This window comes from Pseudomonas fuscovaginae SE-1, assembly GCF_000364705.1.
GTDB lineage: Bacteria > Pseudomonadota > Gammaproteobacteria > Pseudomonadales > Pseudomonadaceae > Aquipseudomonas > Aquipseudomonas fuscovaginae_A.
This window is the reverse complement of the sequence record NZ_AQOH01000322.1, coordinates 15,787-38,818: the sequence shown is the minus strand read 5'-3', so window position 1 is coordinate 38,818 and position 23,032 is coordinate 15,787. Positions and strand designations below refer to the sequence as shown.

Genomic DNA, 23,032 nt, shown 5'->3' with positions numbered 1-23,032 from the left:
GTGCCCGGCCAGTCGCAGTAGGATCACGCCGATTCCCGAAGAGAGCCTTCCATGCTGATTCCCCATGACCAACTCGAACCCGATACCCTGACCCGGCTGATCGAGGATTTCGTCAGCCGCGACGGCACCGACAACGGCGACGACACGCCCCAGGAAACCCGTGTGCTGCGGGTCCGGCAGGCCTTGAGCAAGGGCCAGGCGGTGATCTTCTTCGACCTGGAAAGCCAGCAGTGCCAACTGCTGCCCAAACACGCGGTGCCCAAGGAATTCTTCGACTGAAACGGCAACACTAGCTCTGCGCCACCGGATCACGGACGGACTCGACCTTCGTCAGGATCCGGCGGTAGATCTCGGCACGATGGACATTGACGTTCTTCGGCGCCTCCACGCCAAAACGCACGTGATTGCCATTGACCGCGAGAATCCGCACGGTGATGTTGTCGCCGATGGAAATCTTCTCGCCCACGACACGGCTCAATACAAGCATGGCACTCATCCTCAAGGGTTTATGAGTGACCAAGACTGCCCGGCCGGTCAGGCGCCTTCAATGCAGCAGCGGCAAATCAGCCCGCCCTTACCGACACGGCCGATTCGCCCTACAGAATCAGATTTCATACTGCGCCCCATCAGACTTTTCGCAACAGCGATGCCCGAGCGGGGCGCCCCGCCCGGCTACTGGCTGGACTGCCTGGCCTTGGCCCGCATCTTATTGGCCATGACGGTCATTTCGTCATAGAGCAACTGCGGGTTCTTCTGCTTCAGGGCCCAGGCCATGCGGCCCTGCTCATGGGGCAGAATCAGGAACTCACCCTCGGCGACACGCTGGTAGATGTAGTCGGCGATGTCGCTGGCGGTGATCGGCGAACTCTCCAGCAGCTTGCCGACCTGGGCTTTCATGGCCGGTGTCGGGCCGCGGAAGGAGTCCAGCAGATTGGTCTGGAAAAACGACGGGCAGACCACGTGAACGCCGATTTCCTCCTGCGCCAGTTCCACCAGCAGGCTCTCGGACAGAGCCACCACGCCGGCCTTGGCGACGTTGTAGTTGCTCATGGCCGGGCCCTGCATCAGGGCGGCCATGGACGCAATGTTGATGATCCGACCCTTGCTCTGCTCCAGCAGCGGCAGGAACGCCTTGCACCCCTTGACCACGCCCATCAGGTTGATGGCGATCTGCCACTCCCAGTCCTCCAGGGACAGTTCGCTGAAGAAGCCCCCGGAGGCCACGCCGGCATTGTTGACGATCACGTCGATGCCGCCGAAGTTGTCCTCGCAGGCCTGGGCCAGGGCGGTCAACTGGCTGTAGTCACGCACATCGCAACGCCGGGTGAAGCCGTCGCCGCCCGCCTCGCGCACCCGTGCGAGGGTTTCCTGCAAACCGGCTTCGCTGACATCGGACAAGGCCAACCGCCAGCCCTCACGCGCCCAACGCAGGGCGATTTCGCGACCCAGGCCGGAGCCTGCGCCAGTGATCATGATGCGATTTTGCATAGGAGGATGCCTTGTGCGTTCGGAAGAAGTGATCCGCAGTGTAGCGAAGGAATATCAACGGCCCATGCACCATCAGATTGCTGAATACTGGAGGCAAAGTCGCGCCCGAGGACAACTTCCGGGGGCGCTGCAAGCTCCACGGGAGAACCGCCGAAAGTGCATCGGCGACAATGGAGCGAGGGCAATCGATGACGGAAAAAAATACCTGAATAAAAAACTGAATTTTCCCTGCGACGTGCCAGTCGGAAATTTAAACCGGTTCGTTATTTGAATGATGAAACGAATCGTGTACTGACGGGACAACCAACAAGGAAAACACCATGGCTACTATTCTGATTGTCATCCTGATTCTATTGCTGATCGGCGGCCTGCCGGTGTTCCCGCATTCCAGAAGTTGGGGCTACGGCCCATCGGGCGTCATCGGCACCGTACTGGTGATTCTGTTGATTCTGGTTCTGCTCGGCAGGATATGAGGCCAGCGCCCGCAGTATGAAAAACGCCCCGAAGTTTCGGGGCGTTTTTCATACTGCGGGCATGACCGGGAGGATGTTACTTGGTCGGTGCCACGCCCGCGGTGTTATCCAGCAGGCTCTTGGTCGCGGTCTGGATGAAGGAGCCGAGTTTCTGCTTGAGCTCGGCTTCGTCCGGCGAGTTCGGCAGCAATTCGCCACCTGGCATGGCACCCAGGTGGTAGCTCCACAGACGCGCCGGCACATCCTTGGGCTGCACCAGCACACGATCGCCGGTCACCAGCGCCACGGTCGGCTCGCTGCCCGACGGCTTGATCATGCCGATACCGTGGTCGCCTTCCGGCAGGTTGAGCAGGTCACGCCCCCAGCACTGCTGGCGGAACTCGCCACCCAGGCGGCCCATGATGGTCGGGACGATATCGATCTGGGTACCGACAGTGTCACGGCGTGCACCGAACTTCTCCTGGATGCCCGGGCCGATCAGCAACAGCGGCACGTTGAAGCGCCCCAGGTCCATTTCGGTGATCTGCTCCTCGTTGCCGAAGCCATGATCACCGACCACCACGAACAGGGTGTCCTTGAAGTAAGGCTCCTGGCGGGCCTTCTCGAAGAACTGGCCCAGAGCCCAGTCGGAGTAGCGCATGGCCGTCAGGTGCTCGTTGAGCGTGCCACGATCGGTGACACGCTCCACCGGCAGGGGCGTCGGCAGTGCGTACGGGGTGTGGTTGGACAGGGTCTGCAGCAACGCGTAGAACGGCTTGCCGCTCGCCTCACGGGCTTTCAATTCTTCCAGGCTGCGATTGAACATGTCCTGGTCGGAGACACCCCAGGTCGGGTCGGAGAACACCGGATTGACGAAGTCGTTGCGGCCAATGAAGGTGGTCATGCCCTGGCTGCCGAAGAAGCCCGACTGGTTGTCCCAGGCGAAATCGCCGTTGTAGACGTACACGTCGTCATACTGACGAGCGCTGAGCAGTTGCGGCAGGCCCGACAGCTTGTGGCTGCCTTCCGGCGTCTGCATCAGGTACTCGAAACCGGGCAGGTTCGGGAAGCACGCCATGGTGGCGAACATGCCCTGGTGGGTGTGGGTGCCGTTGGAGAAGAACCGCTCGAACAGCAGGCCTTCCTTCGACAGCTTGTCGAAGTACGGGGTGATGTTTCCGGGACGGCCGAGAGCGCCTACCGAGTGACCGGCGAAGCTTTCCATCAGGATCACCACCACGTTCTTGATCGGCAGGGTGTTCTGCGTCGGAGGCAGGGTGTCGCGGCGGATCGCGGCGATATCGCTGTCGACCAGCTTGTCATTGACGGTCAGCAGCATGTCGCGCACGGTCTGTTGGGCCAGTGGCTGTTGCAGGGTGGCTTTCCAGATGTTGTCGCGATCATCGGACAGACGACTCTGAGCCGCCGAGATCAGCGTCAGCGTACCGTTGAGACCGAGCTGGTTGGCGAAGTTCGAATCGGTGGTGTAGGCATCGCCCCAGCGCAGTGGAGGCCCCTGGCGCAGAGTGCCGCGAGCGGCGACGACGCAGATCAGCAGCAGCACCACGAACAGTACGGCCCGCGCATACCAGGGGGCGACGGCACGGCTGCCGGTGCCCGCGGTGAAGCCGGTACGGGGACGGGTGATCCGGTCGGCACCACGGAACAGCAGGCTCAACACCACGGTACCCACGGCCCAGGCCAGCAGGTAGCGGACCACCGGGAAACCGTACCAGAGCATGCTCATCACGGTTTTCGGATCTTCCTTCACGTACTGGAACACCAGGCCATTGAGACGCTGGTGGAACTCGCGGTAGAAATCCATCTCCATCAGGCCGAAGAACAGCGCCAGGCTCGAAGTCACCGTCAGCCAGAAGCGGAACAGGCCACGCGCGGCCATGACCCTGGCGCTGAGGAACGCCAGCGTCAACGGAATGCAGAGATAGACCACGATCCTGATATCGAAACGCAGGCCGTTACCGAACGCCTCGAGGAAAGTGGAAGCCGGGGTATCCAGGATCATCTCGCGGTTGTAGACCAGCAATGCCACCCGCAACAGGGTGAACATCACCATCATGATCAATGCGCACAACAGCGTGTAAGCCAGGTGAGACTTGACTGACGGTTGCGGCAGGCGCGTTGAGGAGCGCTGCGTGCTCAGGGCGTCCGGGTTTGCCATGTCGATTGGAGACTCGTTGGATTCAGGTTGAGAAGTCGGGTTCAGCGGCGCCCGGCCCTCCATGTGGCGCGAGAGGGGCGCGAAGCCGGCAAATGTTGCACGATCATCGGTGGTTTACCACCCATGTATCGTCATTAACCGTTGAAATTCGCTCTCGCCAAGAAAAAAACCGTTTTAGAACAACGGACTGCGGTATGAGAGAGCTGAGTCAAGCGAAGGAATTGTCGTAGACGGAATGTGAAAATTTCGTTGGATGCCTGTTTTTGACACACAAAAACGAACGACCTGCCGAAGCACGCTGCGCCACTCCGGCAGGCAACGCCCGACCGCCACCCAGGCCGCTAGATCCGCACGTTCCCCCGTGGCCCGGCGATCGCCCAGATGATCAGCCCCAGTACCGGCAGCAGGGCGATCAGCAGCACCCAGAGGATTTTCATCCCGGTTTCGGCACCGCTTTTCAGGACGTTGAGAATGGCCCAGATATCCAGAGCCAGGATGATCAGGCCAACGAGGCCATTGAAAGTCGAACCCATGGTGCTGCTCCCGAATGATGAGGACTGGCACTACTAGGATAGTCGGCCACGACCAGGGTTCCGTCCAATGCCTGCCTCAGACGTGCAGCGCGACCCGCAAGGCTTCCAGGGACGGCGCGGCGGCGATGCCGACCTGCTCGCACAACTCCAGCACCCGCGGCAGGTCGTTGCCGTAGACCAGCACCGCCTGCAACTCATCATCCAGCAGTTGGCTGAAGTTCAGCAGCACGTAGCCGCCCATTTCCGGGTTCATGCTTGAAAGCTGGATCTGGATGCGGTTCAGCGCCGTCAGTGCCTCGACCTTGGCCAGTTGCCTGGGCTTGATGTTGAACGGCACGTCCTTGCCAAAGGACGCGACGATCTGGGCGAACAGATCCATGTAAGTATCCGCCTGGAACAATACGGTCTCCGGCAGGCTGCCGACCACCACCCACTCCCCCAGGGGGATCGGGAAGCTGTCGTCGTAGTTGATGTCCGGGTTGGCCGCCAGGAAACCGGCCTCGTCCGCATAGGCCTCGGCGGCCTCGCTGGCGATCTGCAGGATCTCGGCTTCGCCCATGCAGCCGGAACTGATTTTGGTGATGAGTTCGATAAGGGCGGTTTTCATGGGGACGCTGCGACCTGGGGCTGTTCGGGGGCGCGAAGGATAGCGCAAATACCGGCGCCGCGCAGGTACAAGACCTGCACCGCGTCGACAAGCTCAGCCACCGAGCTGCTGCAACTGTGCGGCCGTGTCCGTTGCGCCCATGGTCAGCGCGGCCGCCAACGCCGTGACACCATTGGCATCCGTGGCCTGGGGATCGGCCCCCTGGCTCAACAGGTACTCGACGATCGCGGTACGGTTGAACATCGCCGCCATCATCAAGGCCGTGCGCCCATCGGCCGAAGCCCCTTCGACCTGCGCCCCGCCTTCGATCAACAGCCTGACCATCGGCAGGTCGCCCTTGAAGGCGGCCCCGGCAATCGGACTCTGGCCGTTGGCATTGCGGATTTCCGGATCGGCCTTGTGTTCGAGCAGCACCCGCACCGCATCGACATGACCATGGTAGCTGGCGAGCATCAGCAGGGTGTCGCCCTTGTGATTGCGCAGGTTGACTGGCAGGCCGCTGCTCAGCAGCGCGGCCAGCATCGCGGCATCGCCCTTGCGCGCCACATCGAATACCTGTTCGGCAAATTCGGCGGCTTCTTCTTCGGTCATTTGTCGGGCTTGATCGGACATCTCGGAACTCCCTGTGGCTGAACGGGAAACGACTCATCTATGGAGCCAGTTTCCCCAGCTTGAGTTTCCCTGTCATGCCTTATTTTTCAAGCCCTTCCATAGCCAGAATCAATAACGGAACTTGCCGGCACGAATCTCTTCATGAATCCGCCCGGTCACCTGTACATAGGTGTCGGAGCCCGGCAGCCAGGCGTAGATCGGATCGTCGCCCACCTTGCCGGGGTCGAACGCCTCATCCCGCAGCCGGCCCTTCTGGTACTTGAAGGTACCGGTGGTCTCCATCTTCAGCTTGATCCTCAGGAACAGCGGGATCGCATAACTGGGCATCTGCCGGCGGGCAAAACTGAGCAACTCCGAGAAATCCAGGGTCGCCAGCGATTCGGCAGGCGTGATCGCGGCCATCCCGGCCCGACCATTGGTGTTGCTGATCTCCACACCGTAGGCCACCACTTCGGCAATATGCGGATGTTGCAACAGGATGTTCTCCACCTCGGTGGTGGAGACGTTCTCACCCTTCCAGCGGTAGGAATCGCCCAGGCGGTCGACGAACTGGGCATGTCCGAAACCGATATCGCGCAGCAGGTCGCCGGTATTGAAATAGCGGTCGCCCTTTTCGAACACGTCGCACAGCACGACCTTCTGGGTCTTGGCCGATTCGGTGTAGCCGTCCAGCGGCGCCTTGTCGTCGATCCGCGCCAGCAGCAGGCCCTGGCCGCCCTTGGGCACCTTGCGCATGAAACCGTCGGCGTCGCGTAGCGGTGTCCCGCAATCCGGGGCATATTCCACCAGGGCCCAGGACATCAGGGAAAAGCCGATGGTGTTGTTGAAATTGAGCGCGTTGGTGAAACCGATGTTGCCATCGCTGGCGGCATAGAATTCGCTGATGTGGTCGATGTCGAAACGCTGCTTGAACTCCCGCCAGACGCTCGGACGCAGACCGTTGCCGATCATCTTCACCACCTTGTTGTGCTTGTCCGCGGGGCTTGGCGGCTGATCCAACAGATAGCGGCACAACTCGCCCACGTAACCCAGGGTGGTGGCATTGAAACGCCGCGCCTCGCCCCAGAACTGGCTGGCGCTGAACTTGCGCCGGAAGGCGAACCCCGACGCCCCGGCAATCGCCGAGCCCCAGCAAACGCACAGGCCCGTGGCGTGATACAGCGGCAGGGTGCAATAGAGGACGTCCTGCGGCCCCATGTCGAGAGCGATAAGGCCGAAGCTGGCGTAGGTCTTCATCCAGCGGCCGTGGCGGAAGATCCCGGCCTTGGGCAGGCCGGTGGTGCCGGAGGTATAGATATAGAAGCACGGGTCATCACAGAAGATCTGCTGGCTGCTGGCCGGGTTCGTCTGGTCCTGGCCGAGGCTGGCGCTCATCAGGTTGATCCAGCCGGCGGGCGCCTCGCCCGGATCGGCATCGGTGTCCTGATCCGCCACGAAGTAATGCCGGGCCGGATCGATCGCCACCTGCTCGCGCACGGCCGAATAGGCCCCAAGCAACTCTGCGCCGACCACCATTGCCACGGGCGACACCAGCGTGATGCCATGCACCAGCGCGCCGTGGGTCTGTGACGTGTTGAGCATCGCACAGACACCGCCCACCTTGGCCACCGCCAGGATCGTCACCAGCAGCTCGATGCGGTTTTCGATCAGGACACCGACCACATCGCCCTTGCCGATGCCCTGACCGATCAGGTAATGGGCAATGCGGTTGGCCCACTGGTTGGTCTGCAGATAAGTCAGGGAACGGTTGCCATACAGCAGCGCAGCTCCCGAAGGATTGCGTGCCACCGCCTGCTCGAAACTCCAGGCGAGTCCGCACGGTTGGTCGAGGGCTTTCACCTTGGACAACTTGAGTCCGCGAATGACACGCGGCATTGCCTTGGCCACGGCAGGAAGCTTGCGGAGCATCATGCCCCAGGTGATCACGTCATCGGTTTGAACGTTCATGGGTCACATCCTGTCTTTTATTATTATCGAGCGAACGTCGTCCGGGCCGACAACCTCGCCCACTGTCCTTGTTGCAGCCCCGGGTCCCGAAGCCTCGCCAGGGCCCCGTCTCGCCTCGAAAATACGGCAACCCCGGCGAAGCTGTACATGAAGGTTTTGCAAAGTTTTGTATCCTCGCATTCGCCCGGGCCGGCAACGGCCATCGCTGGGCAAAATGCAGGATGCACGACAGCCGATCTTGCATTTTGCACGACAGGCCGAAATCAATAAAACCATAACTCATTGATTTACAAGAATTTTATAAAAAATAGATACTGGCACAATCACTGCACCTTTCACTCCATCCCTAGCCATTCACTAGTTGACGGAGTTGATCGACATGGACCTGATCCAGGAAAAATTCTCTTCTGTATTCTCCAACTACGAAGTCACCACCCAGCCCCGTCCCGACGGCGGCGTGCTGCTCACACTGCGTGACCGCGACGGCAAGCAGATGAAACGCTCGATCTCCTACGCCCAATTGCACACCGCGGAACAGCTGACCTGGGTGATCAGTGCGATTCGTCGCGACCTCGCCGGCCAGCCCAGCGAATTGCCGGCCATTTCCCTGCTGCAGAGCCAGAACCGTTTTGCCCTGCCGTCCTATCACTGAGCCTGCATGGCGGGTGACCTAGACGAGGCCGCGATGGACGGCCTCGCCGACAGCGTGGGCACGATTGCTCACCCCCAGCTTGTGATAAATGTTGCGTAGATGAAACTTCACCGTGGCTTCGGACACATTGCGGATCACGCTGATTTCCCAGACCGTCTTGCCCGCCTTGGCCCACTTGAGCACCTCCAGCTCCTTCTCGCTGAGGGTCTGGGCCTTGGCCAGGCGATTGCGGCGGTTCTTCTTCAGTGTCGGCAGCAGCACCTGAACAACATCCTGTTTAAGCGGCTCCCGCGACTCCTTGATATCCGTCGGCCGATGCCGGGCCATCTGCGCGACACCGGCCGCCAATATGGTGGGGATGCTCATGTCAGTTCCTCCCTGTGACTTTCAACAGTTCGCACAGTTGTTGCCATGTCTTTGAGGTAACAAACGAACAACCGCCGAAAACAGAGAGTTACACAGAAGTGGGAATTAACAACCAACCACAAACATAAACAGGGATGGCCGACATTTCATTAGGCAGCATCCTACAAATTGAAACATTCGCTTCCGACTCAAGTTTTAATCACTCAAGCCGTACGGCGACTGTTTAATGTCGGCAATCCAGGCCTTCAGTCGTCCAGACGGGGAAAACGACCGGCAATATCGTCCTCGACCATAGTGGCCAAGCCCCCCTCGGTCCTGTCGAACAGTCGGACCACCACACAACGCGGCTCCTCGCCCAGGTCGAACCAGTACGACGTGCCGGCCGGTATGCTGATCAGATCGTTTCTTTCGCACAGCACGGCATAAACATAATCGTCGATATGCAGGCTGAGCAGCCCTCGCCCGCCAAGAAATACCCGTATTTCACTGGCCTGCTGGCGCTGCTCGCGCAGCCACTGTGCGCAGCGTTCGGCCTTCCGCGGATGACTGTCGTCGAGGCTGATGACGTCGACCGCGACACTGCCGTGCTCACTCATCAGGGAATCGAGCTGGGCCCGACAGGCTTCGAACACGTCCTCCTCAGGAGTGCCGGGGCGAATCGGCGTGGCGACGGACAGCCGCTCGAAGCGCACGCCCCGCTCCGCCAGGGTCGAGGCGATATCGTCAACGTGGGTCAGCACCTTGTTCGGCAGGTCCGGGCTGTTGACGGGATAAACGGACAGAATGCTCATGGCTGCTATTTCCTCTGGGGAGGGCTCAGGGCCGTTCCTCTTGCATGCGGGTGGCAATGATAATCGCGGCGGCCAGGACCGCCAGGCTGGCGATACTGAAAGTCAGGGTCGGCCCCAGGGCGTTCCAGCTGTAGCCGGCGTACAACGCGCCCAGGGCCCCACCGGTGCCGGACAACGCGGCGTAGAGGGCCTGACCCTGCCCCTGTTGGCGCGAACCGAAGCTGCGCTGGACGAAATGAATGGCCGAGGCATGGAAACTGCCGAACGTGGCCGCGTGCAGCAACTGGGCGAACAGCAGCACCCACAGGTGTTCGGCGAAGGAGCCCAGCAGCAGCCAGCGCAGGGCCGCCAGGAGAAAACTCGCCGCCAGCACCCGGCGCACGGAAAACCGCGCGAGAATCCGGCTCATGCCAAGGAACATCAGCACTTCGGCCAGCACCCCCAGGGCCCAGAGCAGGCCGATCAGGCCGCGGCTGTAACCGAGGTTTTCCAGGTGCAGGGTCAGGAAGGTGTAATAGGGACCGTGGCTCAGTTGCATCAACGCGACGCATAGATAGAAAGCCAGCACGCCGGGGCTGCGCAACTGACTGAGAAAGCCCGCGCCTGCCGGCCGCTGGTCATGGGCGAGCGGTTGCGCATTGGGTACCCAGGCGGTGCTCAGGGTGATGCCGGCCATGATCGCCACGATCGTCAGCGGATAGATATCCAGACTCAGCCATTCGAACAACCGGCCGATCAGCACCACGGCAAGGATGAAGCCGATCGAGCCCCACAGGCGGATCTGGCTGTAGCGCCCGGGCTGGCCGCGCAGGTGCGCCAGGGTGATGACCTCGAACTGCGGCAGCACGGCGTGCCAGAAGAACGCGTGCAAGGCCATGACCAGCGCCAGCCAGGCGTAGCTCTTGTCGAGGAAGATCAGCGAGAACGCCAGTAGCGTACAGGCCGCGCCACAGCGCACGATCAGCAGGCGCCGGCCGGTGTAGTCGCCCAGCCAGCCCCAGATGTTCGGCGCCACGCAGCGCATCAGCATCGGGATCGCCACCAGTTCGCCAATCCGCGCCGGGGCGAACCCCAGGTGGTGGAAGTAAAGCGCCAGGTAAGGCGCCGTGGCGCCGAGCAGGGCGAAATAGAACAGGTAGAAACCGGACAGCCGCCAGTAAGGGAGCGGCGCTCCCGACATTACAGCTGGCCCAGCACCGGGGTACCGACCCGCACATCCGCATTCTGCGCGCGATGACGCAGCAGGTGATCCATCAGCACGATCGCCATCATCGCCTCGGCGATCGGCGTGGCGCGGATGCCGACGCACGGGTCGTGGCGGCCCTTGGTGATCACGTCCACCGGGTTGCCATGAATGTCGATGGAGCGGCCCGGCGTGGTAATGCTGGACGTCGGCTTGAGCGCCAGGTGCGCCACGATCGGCTGGCCGGAGGAGATACCGCCGAGAATGCCGCCGGCGTTGTTGCTGAGGAAACCTTCAGGGGTCAGCTCATCGCGGTGTTCGGTGCCACGCTGGGCCACGCAGGCGAAACCGGCGCCGATCTCCACGCCCTTGACCGCGTTGATGCTCATCAGCGCGTGGGCCAGTTCGGCATCCAGGCGGTCGAAGATCGGCTCGCCGAGGCCGGGCATCACCCCTTCGGCGACCACGGTGATCTTCGCGCCGACCGAGTCCTGGTCACGGCGCAGTTGGTCCATGTACGTTTCCAGCTCCGGTACCTTGTCCGGATCAGGGCTGAAGAAGGCGTTCTGCTCGACCGACTCCCAGGTCTTGAAGGGAATCTCGATCGGACCCAACTGGCTCATGTAGCCACGAATGACGATGCCCTGGCTGGCGAGGAATTTCTTCGCAATCGCCCCCGCCGCCACGCGCATCGCGGTTTCCCGCGCCGAACTGCGGCCACCACCACGGTAGTCGCGCTCACCGTACTTGTGGTGGTAGGTGTAGTCGGCGTGGGCCGGGCGGAACAGGTCCTTGATCGCCGAGTAGTCCTTGGATTTCTGGTCGGTGTTGCGAATCAGCAGTCCGATCGCGCAGCCGGTGGTGCGTCCTTCGAAGACCCCGGAGAGGATCTCCACCTCGTCCGGCTCCTGGCGCTGGGTAGTGTGTCGGCTGGTGCCGGGCTTGCGCCGGTCGAGGTCGCGCTGCAGGTCCGCAAGCGACAGCTCCAGGCCTGGCGGGCAGCCATCGACAATGGCGACCAACGCCGGACCATGGCTTTCGCCGGCGGTGGTGACAGTGAACAGCTTGCCGTAGGTATTGCCGGACATGCAGGACGCTCCGCGAATCAGATCTAGATAACCGAGCGGCCCAGTATACGCAGGCTAACCGACGAGTTCATCCTCGAACCTTATCGGCGGTTGCGAGTCCAACCGGCACCTTGTCCATGATGGCCCCATGATGCTGCGTATTCTGCTCCTGACCTTGACCCTGTTCAGCGGCCTTGCCCAGGCCGGTGTCGTCCTGCAACGGCCGATCGAACTCGATAGCGGCAACGGCGAACTGTTCGGCTCGCTGCTGCTGCCCAAGTCCGACCGGCCGGTACCGGTGGTATTGATCGTCGCCGGCTCCGGCCCCACCGACCGCGACGGCAACAATCCCGATGGTGGACGCAACGACAGCCTCAAGCGCCTGGCCTGGATGCTGGCCAGACACGGCATCGCCAGTGTGCGCTACGACAAGCGTGGCGTGGCGGCCAGCCTCGCGGCCACGCCCAACGAACGCAATCTGAGCGTCGACGCCTATGTCGCCGATACCGTGGCCTGGGGAGAAAAGCTCAAGGCCGACCCACGCCTGGGCCCACTGATCCTGCTCGGCCACAGCGAAGGCGCACTGATCGCCAGCCTCGCCGCGCCGAAGCTGGATATCGCCGGGGTCATTTCCGTATCGGGCAGCGGTCGTCCGGTCGACCAGGTGCTGCGCCAGCAGTTGGCCAGGCGCCTGCCACCGGCGTTGATGCTGCGCAGCAACGAACTGCTCGACAGCCTCAAGGCCGGGCACCCGGACGCCAATATTCCGCAACCGCTGGAGCCGATCTTCCGCCCCAGCGTCCAGCCTTATCTGATCAGCCTGTTCCGACAGGACCCGGCCGCGGCCTTCGGCCGGTTGAAGGTACCGGCGCTGATCGTCCAGGGCCGCAACGATATCCAGGTCAGCGTCGACGACGCCAAGGCGCTGAAGGCGGCGAAACCGGATGCGCAGTTGGCGATCATCGACGGCATGAATCACATTCTGCGCATCGTGCCCGAGGACATTCAGCAGCAGTTGGCCTCCTATAACAACCCGCAACTGCCGCTGGCCGCCGGCCTGGAACAGCCGATTACCGGCTTTATCGACGGACTTGCTCGCCATTGAGACGATTTTGCCCTCCAGTCCTGGCAGAAGCGGCCGATAAGGCCATTGCCGGTATCGATATTGTTACCGGCAAGCTGGGCACGGACAGGATCTCGCCGAATGACAGAAACTCAAGCGTCACCCGAAAGCAACGCCGAAGCCGTCGAACCCGCGCCGGTGGAACTGCCGTGGGCCGATGTGCAACCCGAGCACTTCAAGATGCTGCGCCTGGCCCCCCTGGCCACCGATCGCAACACCGGCGGGCGTCCCCTGCGCTTTGTCCAGTTCGGCTACGCCGAGCGCAACAGCAAGGAGCGCAGCCTGCTGCGCATGAACATCCAGTTGCCGGCGCAGAAGGTGCGCAAGGAACAGAACCAGCTCGACATGTGGATCGACCACACCACCAAACGCGTGCACTTCGGCCCCGAGGGCGGCCTGCAGGTGGAGCCGTGGAACCGTGGGATCGGGCGTTTCCTGGTGGCGCAGGCGGCGATCTGGGCGCAGAAGAAATGGTCGCACTACCGCATCGACGGCGCCGCCCTGCAGAACAAGGATGCGCTGAACGAAGACACCCGCCTGCGTCGCGACCATTTCCTGCGGGTCCAGGGCTTCGACGTGGTTTACGCCGACCCGCAACACCTCAAGGGCAGCTACAAGGACATGCAGGTGGGCGAACTGCTGGCCCAGTGGAACACCGAGAAAGTGCAGTTCGTGGAAATTCTCGAGGCCGCGCAGATGCTCCAGCAGGCCGAGCAGAACCTGCAGGAGCAGGAAGTGAAGCTGCGCCAACAGGAAGAGCGGGTCAGCAAGTTCAAGCGTGAAGACACCGGACTGCGCTTCACCATCACCTGCCTGGTGGCCTTCGCGGTGTTCCAGGCCGGCCTGCTGATCTGGATCGCCACCCACCGTTAGACCTGGTGGCGCACTCCCCCCTCTGTAGGAGCCGCCCGGCCGGCTCCCGCAGGGAAATGCGCCGGCTGCTGTAAAGCGATCAAATTCTCGAGGCAAACAGCGCCTGGTGCTCGCGGCACTGCTGCGCCGTCAGCATGAACACCCCATGCCCGCCCCGCTCGAAGTCCAGCCAGGCAAAGTCCACTTCCGGATACAACGCCTCGACGTGCACCTGGCTGTTGCCCACCTCGACGATCAGCAGGCCCTTCTCGGTCAGGTGATCCGCCGCCTCGGCCAGCATCCGCCGCACCAGGTTCAGGCCATCGTCGCCACAAGCCAGGCCCAGCTCCGGCTCATGCTGGTACTCCGCGGGCATGTCGGCAAAATCCTCGGCATCGACATACGGCGGGTTGGAGACGATCAGGTCGAAACGCTGTCCCGGCAAACCGTCGAAACCGTCGCCCTGGACCGTGAACACGCGCTCATCGACACCATGACGCTCGATATTGCGGTTCGCCACCTCCAGCGCCTCGAAGGACAGATCTGCCAGCACCACCTCCGCCTCTTCGAACTCATAGGCGCAGGCAATGCCGATGCAGCCCGAGCCGGTGCACAGGTCGAGAATGCGCGCCGGTTCCGCACCCAGCCAGGGGGCGAAGCGGCTTTCGATCAGTTCGCCGATCGGCGAACGCGGGATCAGCACGCGCTCGTCGACAATGAACGGCAACCCGCAGAACCAGGCCTCGCCCAGCAGGTAAGCGGTCGGCACGCGGTCTTCGATGCGACGCTTGAGCAGGTGCTGCAGGTGGGTCAGTTCGTCGTCTTCCAGCCGACAGTCGAGGTAGCTGTCGGCAATTTCCCAAGGCAGGTGCAAGGCGCCCAGCACCAGTTGCCGAGCCTCGTCCCAGGCGTTGTCGGTACCATGGCCGAAAAACAGCTCCGCGCCGTGAAAACGGCTGACAGCCCAACGGATGTGGTCGCGCAGGGTGCGCAGGCGGGAAGTGATCACGGGTAGACTCCTGAAAAAACGACGGGCGATTCTAACAGCCAAACGGACGCCGGGTGGAAACAAGGCAAAAAGACATCATCGAGCACTTTCCGGCCCCCTGGCAGTCGTCTATTGACATGGCTGCAAGCCAGTAACCACGGCGCCTGCGTCGGTAGCGATTCACATAAACGCTCAGCCGGAGGACAATAGGCAAAAGCCCCACGCACAGGAGCCCCCCGAATGTCCGTTCCAAAGACGATGTTTCAACTCAGTGGCCGAGGTTACGCAGCAGCCAATCTGAACCACGCCACCCTGTTGATCATCGACGCCCAGAAAGAATATCTCAGCGGCCCGCTCGCGTTGTCCGGCATGCAGGAAGCCGTCGACAACATCAAGCAGTTGCTCGCTGCCGCCCGCGTGGCCGGCCGGCCGATCGTGCACGTGCGCCACCTGGGGACCGTTGGCGGCCTGTTCGATCCACAGGGCGAACGCGGCCAGTTCATTCCAGGCCTCGAGCCCCAGGGTGACGAAACACTGATCGGCAAGCTGCTGCCCAGCGCCTTCCATGGCACCGGCCTGGAAAAACAGCTGCAGGACCTCGGCCCGCTGGACCTGATCGTCTGCGGTTTCATGAGCCACTCAAGCGTCAGCACCACCGTACGCGCCGCCAAGAACCTGGGTTTCCGCTGCACCCTGGTGGAAGATGCCTGTGCCACCCGCGATCTGCCCCACAAGGGCGAGATCATCAGTGCCGCCCAGGTTCAGCGTACCGAGATGGCAATCATGGCCGACAATTTCGCCACCCTGGCACTGACCAGGGACCTGATCTGAGCCAGCCGGAATGGGCGATCCGGACGACCGCCCATCCGTTAGCGCCCCCCTCATTCTCCGATTTCCCCACCGCGTCCGGAACAAGCCGACCATCTCCCGGTCGAACGGCCGATAATCAGAGAGGAAATCGGAATGAAGATATCCGATGATGGATTCGACGCCCGCCGACTGCGCCCCAAGGGCGAGAGCAATTGGCGTTCGCGTCTGGGCGCCGGTTTCGCGGCGCTGCTGGCGACTTTCGGTGTGCTGATGACGATGGCCGGTATCGCCAGCCTGCTGGGGCACGCCCCGGCCATGGGGGAACTGAACACCAACCCGGGCGCCTCGACGGTGATCCTGGTGCTGGGGCTGCTGGTGCTGTACGTCGGTGTGTGGCTGTGGCGCCGCTGCCGTCGGCGGATGCGTCGCGGCCAGTCGTTGAACATGGCCCCGCACCTGATGAAAAAGCACGACTGACCCGGGGTCTTCCAGGAATCGCCTGTGACGTGAAGCCCACCACTTGGGTAAACTGGCGGTTCCTGCGGAGACTGACATGCAAGACGACGATTTTTCCCTGTTTCAAAGCGAAATCCGCGGTGTAAAGCCGATCAAGCACGATCGTGCCGATACCGGCAAACCCAAGTCCGACCGCGCCCAACTGGCCAAGCTGCGCCAGGCGGCCACCGTGCGCAGTGAAGTCACCACGGTGGACGGCCTGTCCGACCAGTTCGTGATCGATGTCGGCGCCGAGGACGAGCTGTACTGGTCCCGTGACGGCGTGCAGGAAAGCCAGATGCGCAAGCTCAAGGCCGGCCAGATCCCGTTCGAAGGCAGCCTCGACCTGCATGGCATGACCGTGGAAAAGGCCCGGGAAACCCTCTGGGCGTTTCTGGCCGAAGCGACGAAGTTCGAAATCCGCTGCGTGCGCGTCACCCACGGCAAGGCGGTGCGCCTGGACGGCAAGCGCCCGATGATCAAGAGCCATGTCAACACCTGGCTGCGCCAGCATGCCCAGGTGCTCGGCTTCACCTCCTGCCAGGCCCGCCACGGCGGGGCTGGAGCGGTGTATGTGATGCTCAAGCGGACCATGATGGAAGGCCGCGACGAGTAACCGAACCGTCATCGAATTTGCAGGCGGCTGCCAGCCGCCGTATCCTTGGCCTTTGCGTAAACTCCCACAGGTAGATTCATGTCCCTGGAACAGAATTACACGGCGATCCTCGGTCAACTCGGCGAGGACGTTTCCCGCGAGGGTTTGCTCGACACGCCAAAGCGTGCCGCCAAAGCCATGCAGTACCTTTGCCGCGGTTATCAACAGACCCTGGAAGAAGTCACCAACGGTGCCTTGTTCAGCTCCGATAACAGCGAAATGGTTCTGGTCAAGGACATCGAGCTCTACTCGCTGTGCGAACACCACCTGCTGCCCTTCATCGGCAAGGCCCACGTGGCCTACATTCCGAGCGGCAAGGTGCTGGGCCTGTCGAAGGTCGCGCGGATCGTCGACATGTACGCCCGCCGCCTGCAGATCCAGGAAAACCTCAGCCGCCAGATCGCCGATGCGGTCCAGCAGGTCACCGGTGCCCTGGGCGTTGCCGTGGTGATCGAGGCCAAGCACATGTGCATGATGATGCGCGGTGTCGAGAAGCAGAACTCGTCGATGATCACCTCGGTGATGCTCGGTGAATTCCGCGAGAACGCGGCGACCCGCAGCGAGTTCCTCGCCCTGATCAAGTAACACCGGGCGACCTGAAGAAACCGGCGTTCATCGCCGGTTTTTTTCGCCTGGAGAAAATCAGGTAAGCTGCCCGCCTACTCCACCGCCCCATGAGGCTATCCCGTGTTAGTCAAAGCCCTTCGAGTCGGCCTGGGCCAGCTCATCATCCTCATCGACTTCCTCACCCGTCCACGCAAGCAGCAGCGCAGCGCCGAGAACCAGGCCAAGGTCGACGCCGCCGCCAAGAGCCTGACCCTGTACCAGTTCCACGCCTGCCCGTTCTGCGTGAAGACCCGCCGCACCCTGCACCGCCTGAACGTGCCGGTGGCCCTGCGCGATGCGAAGAACAACGAACAGGATCGCCAGACCCTGCTCGAACAGGGTGGCAAGATCAAGGTGCCGTGCCTGCGTATCGAGGAAAACGGCCAGATCACCTGGATGTACGAATCCAAGGTGATCATCGACTACCTGGACAAGCGCTTCGCCGCCTGAAACGACGCCCCGGGAGCCCGGCATATGCCGGGTACCCGGGGCGATCGATCAGCCCTCCATCGTCACGTGCCGGGGATGGCTCGCCACCCGCCGCAGCCACGCCTGGATGGCCGGATAGGCACTCAGGTCGAAACCGCCCTGATGGGCAACATGGGTGTAGGCATACAACGCGATGTCGGCGATCGAGTAATGCTCACCGACCAGGTACGGCGTCTGCTGCAACTGCTTCTCCATCACCTTCAGGGCCTTGTGCCCACGCTTCTGCAGCTTGAGGTACTCCTCGCGCCGCTCCTCGGGCAAGCCCAGATAGAACTCGATGAAACGCGCCACCGCGATATACGGCTCATGGCTGTACTGTTCGAAGAACTGCCATTGCAGCACCTGGGTACGCAGGCGCGGCTCGGTCGGCAGGAACTCGCTGCCGTCGGCCAGGAAGTTGAGGATGGCATTGGACTCCCACAGGCAGGTGCCGTCTTCCAGTTGCAGCACCGGTACCTTGCCGTTGGGGTTCATTGCCAGGAACTCGGGGGTCTCGGTGTCACCCTTGAGGATGTCCACCGGGTGCCAACGGTATTCCTGCCCCAGCAGATGCAGCATCAGCTTGATCTTGTAGCAGTTGCCCGACTGGTAATCCCCATAAACCTTGTACATGGCCCTCCCCTTAAGCCGCTTTTGCGGCCTGTGCATGACGTACGACAGCGGCCAGTCGACCCAGACCTTCGTCCAGGCGCTCCGGCGCGATATGGCTGAAATTCAGACGCAGATTACCCGGATTACGCTCCGGTTCGGCAAAAAAAGGTTCGCCGGGCATGAACGCGACGTCCCGAGCCAGTGCAGCGTCGAGCAGGGTGCGGGTATCCAGCGGCTGCTTGAGGGTCAACCAGAAGAACAAACCTCCCTGGGGCACGTGCCAGTCGGCCAGGTCGGCGAAATGCCGTTCCAGCGCTGCGGCGAACGCGTCCCGGCGACCCCGGTAGAAACTGCGCAAAGCCTGCAGGTGCTGGCGATATTTTTCCGTGCCGATCCACTGCAACGCCTGCCACTGGCCGACGCGGTTGGTATGCAGGTCCGCCGACTGCTTGAGCTTGAGCAGGTGCGGGAACAGGTCGGGACTGGCGATCAGGTAGCCGACCCGCAGCCCAGGGGCCAAGGTCTTGGAGACGGTGCCAGTGTAGATCCAGCTGGCCTTCTTCAGACGGGCGACGATCGGCACGGCATCGACCCCGTCGTAGCTGAGTTCGCGATAGGGCTCGTCCTCGATCAGGGTCACGCCGAACTCATCCAGCAACGTCGCGACACCGGCGCGCTTGGCCTCGCTGTAGCAGACGCCGGACGGATTCTGGAATGTCGGGATCAGGTAGACGAACGCCGGCCGATGCCGTTCCAGGCGCTCGCGCAACTGCCGCAGGTCGGGCCCGTCCGACTCCTGAGGAACGCTCAGGCAATCGGCCCCGAACAACTGGAAGATCTGCAGGGCCGCCAGGTAGGTCGGCCCTTCCAGCAGGATTTCGGTGCCCTTGTCGATGTGCAGCTTGGCGGCCAGGTCGAGGGCCTGCTGGGAACCGCCGAGCACCAACACCTGGCTGGCCTGGCAGTCGACCCCCAGGGCCCGCGCCTGGGCCGCCAGCACTTCACGCAGGGCCGGCTCGCCCTCACTCATGCCGTACTGGCCCATGGCGCGTGGCATGCCCTCCCACTCCAGCGTCGGCAGCATCGCCTCGGCCGGCAGCCCGCCGGCAAACGACATCACCTCGGGACGCTGGGCAGCAGCGAGGATTTCACGAATCAGAGAGCTTTTGAGACGCGTAACACGTTCGGAGAAGGCCATGACAGGTCACCGGTGGCGGAGCGGAAGAGGAATAAGTCAAAATACTTGACCGAAATTACGACGCCACGAGCCAATACGTCAATATGCTTGACCTTAAAAACTCCAATACCCAACAGGACGCCATGGAGGCGTTTTTCTTCGGCTACCAGGCGTTCACCGCCAAGGCCGACGAAATGCTCGAACGTCGCGGCCTGAGTCGGGTGCACCAGCGGATCGTGTTTTTCATCGCGCGCTACCCGGACCTGAGCGTCAAGGAACTGCTCGATCGCCTGGGCGTCAGCAAGCAGGCGCTGAACATGCCGTTGCGCCAGTTGACGGAAATGGGGCTGGTGCAGAGCGTCGCTTCGCCGACGGACAAGCGCAAACGCCTGCTGTGCCTGACCACTGACGGGACCGGTCTGGAAGAATCGCTGCGCCGCGAGCAGGTCAAGCTGTTGCAGAAGGCCTTTGCTCAGGCGGGCGAAGCGGCGGTGGATGGCTGGATGGCGGTCAACCGGGCCTTGGGCGAGAGCCGCCAGGCCTGACGCTGCCCCAACGGCGAGCTGGCTTGCCCGCGCCGGGCCGCAAATCGGCCCCGCCCTCTACCACCAGGCGATATAGCCCGGCTCACCGAAATATCGCACACACCATCAAAAACATTATTTGATTTATTTGTATACAAAAGCATAATCCGCTTCGTGTGAGTTCCTGACCTTTAGGTCAACAAAATCCGCACTCCCTCAAGGAGCCGTTGCCTACGATGACGCGCCCGGCTCTGGAAATAACAATAAAACCCTGAGGAGTAATCGCTGTGGAAAGCCGCAAATCCGAAGCACCCACGCTGGATCTCTCGCCGTCCTCGAGCACCAGCCTGCTGGAACGCCTGTTCAGGCTCAGACTGCACGGCACCACGGTCAAAACCGAACTGATCGCCGGGGTGACCACTTTCATCACCATGGCCTACATCATCTTCGTCAACCCGAACATCATGGCCGATGCCGGTATCGACCACGGGGCAGCCTTCGTCGCTACCTGCATCGCCGCCGCCCTGGGCTGCCTGCTGATGGGGCTCTACGCCAACTGGCCGGTGGGGCTGGCGCCCGGCATGGGGCTCAACGCGTTCTTCACCTATACCGTGGTCGGCACCATGGGCTACCACTGGGAAACCGCGCTCGGCGCGGTATTCATCTCCGGGGTGCTGTTCATGATCCTGACCCTGTCACGGGTCCGCGAATGGCTGCTCAACAGCATTCCTGTCAGCCTGCGCCACGCCATGGGCGCCGGGGTCGGACTGTTCCTCGGGCTCATCGGCCTGAAAACCGCCGGCATCGTCGTCGCCAGCCCCGCCACCCTGCTCAGGCTCGGCGCCCTGAACGAGCCCGGCCCGCTGCTGGCCGCCGTGTGTTTCCTGATGATCGCGATTCTCAGCTATCACCGGGTGTTCGGCGCGATCCTGATCAGCATCATCAGCGTCACCCTGGTCGGCTGGGGGCTGGGCCTGGTCGAGTACCACGGGGTTTTCTCCGCCCCGCCGAGCCTGGCGCCGACCTGAATGGCCATGGACCTGGCGGGGGTCTTCAATGTCAGCATGATCAGCGTGGTGCTGGCCTTTCTCTTCGTGCACATGTTCGACACCGCCGGGACGCTGATGGGGGTCGCCCAGCGCGCCAACCTGGTCAATGCCGATGGCCGTATCGAGAACCTGTCGCGGGCGATGAAGGCCGACAGCGTGTCCAGCGTCTTCGGCGCGGTGGTCGGTGTTCCGCCGGTCACCAGCTACGTGGAGAGTGCCGCCGGTGTCGCCGCAGGTGGTCGGACTGGTCTGACCGCTGTTACTGTAGGCATACTGTTCGTGGCAGCGATGTTCTTCGCCCCGCTGGCTGGCATGATCCCTGCGTACGCGACTGCGGGGGCCCTGATCTACGTGGCGATGCTGATGATGGGCAGCCTGGCGCATATCGACTGGGAAGAGGCGACGGAGAGCATTCCGGCGATCGTCACCGCGATCATGATGCCGCTGACGTTCTCGGTCGCCGACGGGATCGCCCTGGGCTTCATCACCTATGTGGCACTCAAGGCGGGGACCGGCAGGTTCGGGGAGATCTCTGTCAGCCTGTGGGTACTGTGCGTGATTTTCATCGCCAAGTTCATCTTCCTTTGAGAGAAGGCTGACGTTGGCAGACCACTAAAACAACAACCGGCCCCATTGCGATGGGGCCTTTGGACGAGGGAAAAACCTGATGAGTCTGGAAACCTGGTTACTGTTCAGTGGCGCCGCCCTGGTGGTGATCCTGATCCCCGGGCCGCTGTCACTGCTGATGATCGGCAACAGCCTGAATTACGGATTGCGTCGTTCGTACCCGGCCTTCCTCGGCGGCGTCAGCGCCTCGATCTGTCTGCTCAGCGCCTCGGCCCTGGGCCTGGGCGCCCTGCTGCTGGCTTCGGAGCAGTTGTTCAGCACGCTGAAGATTGTCGGCGCGCTGTACCTGTTCTATCTCGCCTGGCAAAGCTGGCAGCAGTCGCGTCAGCCGGCGCGGGCGGCCAATGTGCCCGACGCTGCGCCAGTACCGCGCTTTCGTGCCCTGTTTGGGCGCGCGTTCGTGCTGGGTGCGAGCAACCCCAAGGACATTCTGTTCTTTGCCGCTTTCCTGCCGCAGTTTCTCAAGGCCGACCAGCCGTTCCTCGGCCAGTTGCTGGTGATGATCGCCACCTGGACCGTGCTCGACCTGCTCTGCAAGTTGACCTACGGCCTGGGCGCCCACGGGGCGGCGAAATACCTGCGCAGCGGCCGGGGCCAAAGCTGGTTCAACCGGGTCAGTGCCGGGTTGTTCAGCGGGGCGGGGGCGGCTTCGCTGTTGAGCCGTTAGATCGCGGCACGGCGTAACGGCCTTTTCGCGGGCAAGCCCGCTCGCACAAAACCCGGGCATAAAAAAGCCCGCAGTGTGGGCGGGCAAGAGGAACCGAAGAAGTGGTTACGCAGTGCCTGGGAGGATCTAACTTCCTCTATAGGTCGAATAGCTGTAGGGCGAAATCAGCAAGGGAACGTGGTAATGCTCCTGCTCGGCGCTGATGCCGAAGCGCAGCACCACCACATCGAGAAAGGCCGGCTCCGGCAGCGTCACGCCACGGGCCCGATAGTAGTCACCGGCATGGAACTGCAACTGATAAACCCCGGATCGGTAGTCATCGCCCCGCAGCAGCGGCGTATCGCAACGGCCGTCGCTATTGGTCACGGCCGTGGCAACCAGCTCCAGCCCGGCGCCTTCGACCCGATACAGCTCGACCGTGATCGAGCTGCCCGGGCAGCCGTGCGCGGCATCCAAAACATGCGTAGTCAAACGTCCCATTGCTTCTGCGTACCCGCCCGCC

27 protein-coding genes and 2 pseudogenes are annotated in these 23,032 nt (G+C 62.4%); 14 read left to right on the top strand and 15 right to left on the bottom strand.

The window, feature by feature from the left end; translation table 11 throughout:
- Nucleotides 1-51 precede the first annotated feature (51 nt).
- The gene (locus K675_RS0125940; protein ID WP_017906378.1) at nt 52-279 is read left to right on the top strand and encodes a YheU family protein; all 228 of its coding nucleotides are present in this window, start codon (nt 52-54) and stop codon (nt 277-279) included.
- 10 nt (nt 280-289) lie between these two features.
- On the opposite strand, the gene csrA is transcribed toward K675_RS0125940, so the two are convergent.
- A complete protein-coding gene (csrA, locus tag K675_RS0125935; RefSeq protein WP_017906377.1) occupies nt 290-487 on the bottom strand; it encodes a carbon storage regulator CsrA in 198 nt (65 codons plus the stop codon).
- A 185-nt stretch (nt 488-672) separates the two neighbouring features.
- The gene (locus K675_RS0125930; protein ID WP_017906376.1) at nt 673-1,488 is read right to left on the bottom strand and encodes an SDR family oxidoreductase; all 816 of its coding nucleotides are present in this window, start codon (nt 1,486-1,488) and stop codon (nt 673-675) included.
- A gap of 13 nt (nt 1,489-1,501) precedes the next feature.
- Between K675_RS0125930 and K675_RS33215 the strand changes: the two genes are divergently transcribed.
- Nucleotides 1,502-1,759, top strand: a complete 258-nt coding sequence (locus K675_RS33215) for a hypothetical protein (protein ID WP_157383995.1) — start codon at nt 1,502-1,504, stop codon at nt 1,757-1,759.
- 49 nt (nt 1,760-1,808) lie between these two features.
- Nucleotides 1,809-1,961: a DUF3309 family protein gene (locus K675_RS32575; RefSeq protein WP_017906375.1), complete on the top strand. Its 153-nt coding sequence runs from the start codon at nt 1,809-1,811 to the stop codon at nt 1,959-1,961.
- 76 nt (nt 1,962-2,037) lie between these two features.
- Here K675_RS32575 and K675_RS0125920 read toward each other — a convergent pair whose 3' ends face one another.
- The 5 genes from K675_RS0125920 to K675_RS0125900 all read right to left on the bottom strand — a co-directional run bounded on the left by K675_RS0125920 (nt 2,038) and on the right by K675_RS0125900 (nt 7,818).
- Nucleotides 2,038-4,119, bottom strand: a complete 2,082-nt coding sequence (locus K675_RS0125920; protein ID WP_026145546.1) for an LTA synthase family protein — start codon at nt 4,117-4,119, stop codon at nt 2,038-2,040.
- A gap of 341 nt (nt 4,120-4,460) precedes the next feature.
- Complete coding sequence (locus tag K675_RS0125915; protein ID WP_010449788.1) at nt 4,461-4,652, bottom strand: PLDc N-terminal domain-containing protein; 192 nt, start codon at nt 4,650-4,652, stop codon at nt 4,461-4,463.
- A 76-nt stretch (nt 4,653-4,728) separates the two neighbouring features.
- Nucleotides 4,729-5,259 carry a hypothetical protein gene (locus tag K675_RS0125910; protein WP_017906373.1) on the bottom strand — a complete coding sequence of 177 codons (531 nt, stop codon included), beginning with the start codon at nt 5,257-5,259 and terminating at the stop codon, nt 4,729-4,731.
- 93 nt (nt 5,260-5,352) lie between these two features.
- On the bottom strand, nt 5,353-5,871 hold the full coding sequence (locus tag K675_RS0125905) for an ankyrin repeat domain-containing protein (RefSeq protein WP_017906372.1): 519 nt from the start codon (nt 5,869-5,871) through the stop codon (nt 5,353-5,355).
- Between the two features lie 108 nt (nt 5,872-5,979).
- Nucleotides 5,980-7,818, bottom strand: coding sequence for a long-chain-acyl-CoA synthetase (locus tag K675_RS0125900; protein ID WP_017906371.1), 1,839 nt, complete (start codon nt 7,816-7,818; stop codon nt 5,980-5,982).
- A gap of 379 nt (nt 7,819-8,197) precedes the next feature.
- On the opposite strand from K675_RS0125900, the gene K675_RS0125890 reads away from it, so the two are divergent.
- Nucleotides 8,198-8,470: a DUF3509 domain-containing protein gene (locus K675_RS0125890; protein WP_017906369.1), complete on the top strand. Its 273-nt coding sequence runs from the start codon at nt 8,198-8,200 to the stop codon at nt 8,468-8,470.
- An 18-nt stretch (nt 8,471-8,488) separates the two neighbouring features.
- Here the strand turns inward: K675_RS0125890 and K675_RS33995 are convergent.
- From K675_RS33995 to aroC, 4 genes and pseudogenes are all read right to left on the bottom strand, one after another.
- Nucleotides 8,489-8,668, bottom strand: a pseudogene (locus tag K675_RS33995) (helix-turn-helix domain-containing protein); the annotation flags it as partial.
- A gap of 413 nt (nt 8,669-9,081) precedes the next feature.
- Nucleotides 9,082-9,627 carry a hypothetical protein gene (locus tag K675_RS0125880; protein ID WP_017906367.1) on the bottom strand — a complete coding sequence of 182 codons (546 nt, stop codon included), beginning with the start codon at nt 9,625-9,627 and terminating at the stop codon, nt 9,082-9,084.
- Nucleotides 9,628-9,652: 25 nt separating this feature from the next.
- Entirely contained in the window at nt 9,653-10,807 is a 1,155-nt protein-coding gene (locus tag K675_RS0125875; RefSeq protein WP_017906366.1) for an MFS transporter, read from the bottom strand.
- Entirely contained in the window at nt 10,807-11,898 is a 1,092-nt protein-coding gene (gene aroC, locus K675_RS0125870; RefSeq protein ID WP_017906365.1) for a chorismate synthase, read from the bottom strand. Before aroC ends, K675_RS0125875 begins: the two co-directional genes overlap by 1 nt.
- An 82-nt stretch (nt 11,899-11,980) precedes the next feature.
- Here aroC and K675_RS0125865 point away from each other — a divergent pair, with 82 nt between their 5' ends.
- On the top strand, nt 11,981-12,982 hold the full coding sequence (locus K675_RS0125865; RefSeq protein ID WP_198291685.1) for an alpha/beta hydrolase: 1,002 nt from the start codon (nt 11,981-11,983) through the stop codon (nt 12,980-12,982).
- 99 nt (nt 12,983-13,081) lie between these two features.
- Nucleotides 13,082-13,873 (top strand): hypothetical protein, encoded by a 792-nt coding sequence (locus K675_RS0125860; protein WP_017906363.1) that lies wholly within the window; start codon nt 13,082-13,084, stop codon nt 13,871-13,873.
- A 79-nt stretch (nt 13,874-13,952) separates the two neighbouring features.
- On the opposite strand, the gene prmB is transcribed toward K675_RS0125860, so the two are convergent.
- The gene (gene prmB / locus K675_RS0125855; protein ID WP_017906362.1) at nt 13,953-14,861 is read right to left on the bottom strand and encodes a 50S ribosomal protein L3 N(5)-glutamine methyltransferase; all 909 of its coding nucleotides are present in this window, start codon (nt 14,859-14,861) and stop codon (nt 13,953-13,955) included.
- Between the two features lie 219 nt (nt 14,862-15,080).
- On the opposite strand from prmB, the gene K675_RS0125850 reads away from it, so the two are divergent.
- The 5 genes from K675_RS0125850 (at nt 15,081) to K675_RS0125830 (ending at nt 17,856) form a co-directional block, all read left to right on the top strand.
- The gene (locus K675_RS0125850; protein ID WP_026145544.1) at nt 15,081-15,671 is read left to right on the top strand and encodes a cysteine hydrolase family protein; all 591 of its coding nucleotides are present in this window, start codon (nt 15,081-15,083) and stop codon (nt 15,669-15,671) included.
- A gap of 132 nt (nt 15,672-15,803) precedes the next feature.
- The gene (locus K675_RS0125845; RefSeq protein WP_017906360.1) at nt 15,804-16,127 is read left to right on the top strand and encodes a hypothetical protein; all 324 of its coding nucleotides are present in this window, start codon (nt 15,804-15,806) and stop codon (nt 16,125-16,127) included.
- Nucleotides 16,128-16,203: 76 nt separating this feature from the next.
- Entirely contained in the window at nt 16,204-16,761 is a 558-nt protein-coding gene (locus K675_RS0125840; RefSeq protein WP_017906359.1) for a Smr/MutS family protein, read from the top strand.
- A gap of 78 nt (nt 16,762-16,839) precedes the next feature.
- Nucleotides 16,840-17,385 (top strand): GTP cyclohydrolase I FolE, encoded by a 546-nt coding sequence (folE, locus tag K675_RS0125835; protein ID WP_010449813.1) that lies wholly within the window; start codon nt 16,840-16,842, stop codon nt 17,383-17,385.
- Nucleotides 17,386-17,487: 102 nt separating this feature from the next.
- Entirely contained in the window at nt 17,488-17,856 is a 369-nt protein-coding gene (locus K675_RS0125830) for a glutathione S-transferase N-terminal domain-containing protein (protein WP_017906358.1), read from the top strand.
- Nucleotides 17,857-17,904: 48 nt separating this feature from the next.
- On the opposite strand, the gene K675_RS0125825 is transcribed toward K675_RS0125830, so the two are convergent.
- Both K675_RS0125825 and K675_RS0125820 read right to left on the bottom strand, forming a co-directional pair.
- Nucleotides 17,905-18,507 (bottom strand): glutathione S-transferase family protein, encoded by a 603-nt coding sequence (locus K675_RS0125825; RefSeq protein ID WP_017906357.1) that lies wholly within the window; start codon nt 18,505-18,507, stop codon nt 17,905-17,907.
- Between the two features lie 10 nt (nt 18,508-18,517).
- Nucleotides 18,518-19,684: a PLP-dependent aminotransferase family protein gene (locus tag K675_RS0125820; RefSeq protein WP_017906356.1), complete on the bottom strand. Its 1,167-nt coding sequence runs from the start codon at nt 19,682-19,684 to the stop codon at nt 18,518-18,520.
- 83 nt (nt 19,685-19,767) lie between these two features.
- On the opposite strand from K675_RS0125820, the gene K675_RS0125815 reads away from it, so the two are divergent.
- The 3 genes and pseudogenes from K675_RS0125815 to K675_RS0125805 all read left to right on the top strand — a co-directional run bounded on the left by K675_RS0125815 (nt 19,768) and on the right by K675_RS0125805 (nt 22,530).
- Complete coding sequence (locus K675_RS0125815; protein WP_026145543.1) at nt 19,768-20,208, top strand: MarR family winged helix-turn-helix transcriptional regulator; 441 nt, start codon at nt 19,768-19,770, stop codon at nt 20,206-20,208.
- A gap of 266 nt (nt 20,209-20,474) precedes the next feature.
- Nucleotides 20,475-21,824, top strand: a pseudogene (locus K675_RS31405) (NCS2 family permease).
- 79 nt (nt 21,825-21,903) lie between these two features.
- Complete coding sequence (locus tag K675_RS0125805; RefSeq protein WP_017906352.1) at nt 21,904-22,530, top strand: LysE family translocator; 627 nt, start codon at nt 21,904-21,906, stop codon at nt 22,528-22,530.
- 126 nt (nt 22,531-22,656) lie between these two features.
- Here K675_RS0125805 and uraH read toward each other — a convergent pair whose 3' ends face one another.
- Nucleotides 22,657-23,010: a hydroxyisourate hydrolase gene (gene uraH / locus K675_RS0125800; protein ID WP_026145542.1), complete on the bottom strand. Its 354-nt coding sequence runs from the start codon at nt 23,008-23,010 to the stop codon at nt 22,657-22,659.
- Nucleotides 23,011-23,032 lie beyond the last annotated feature (22 nt).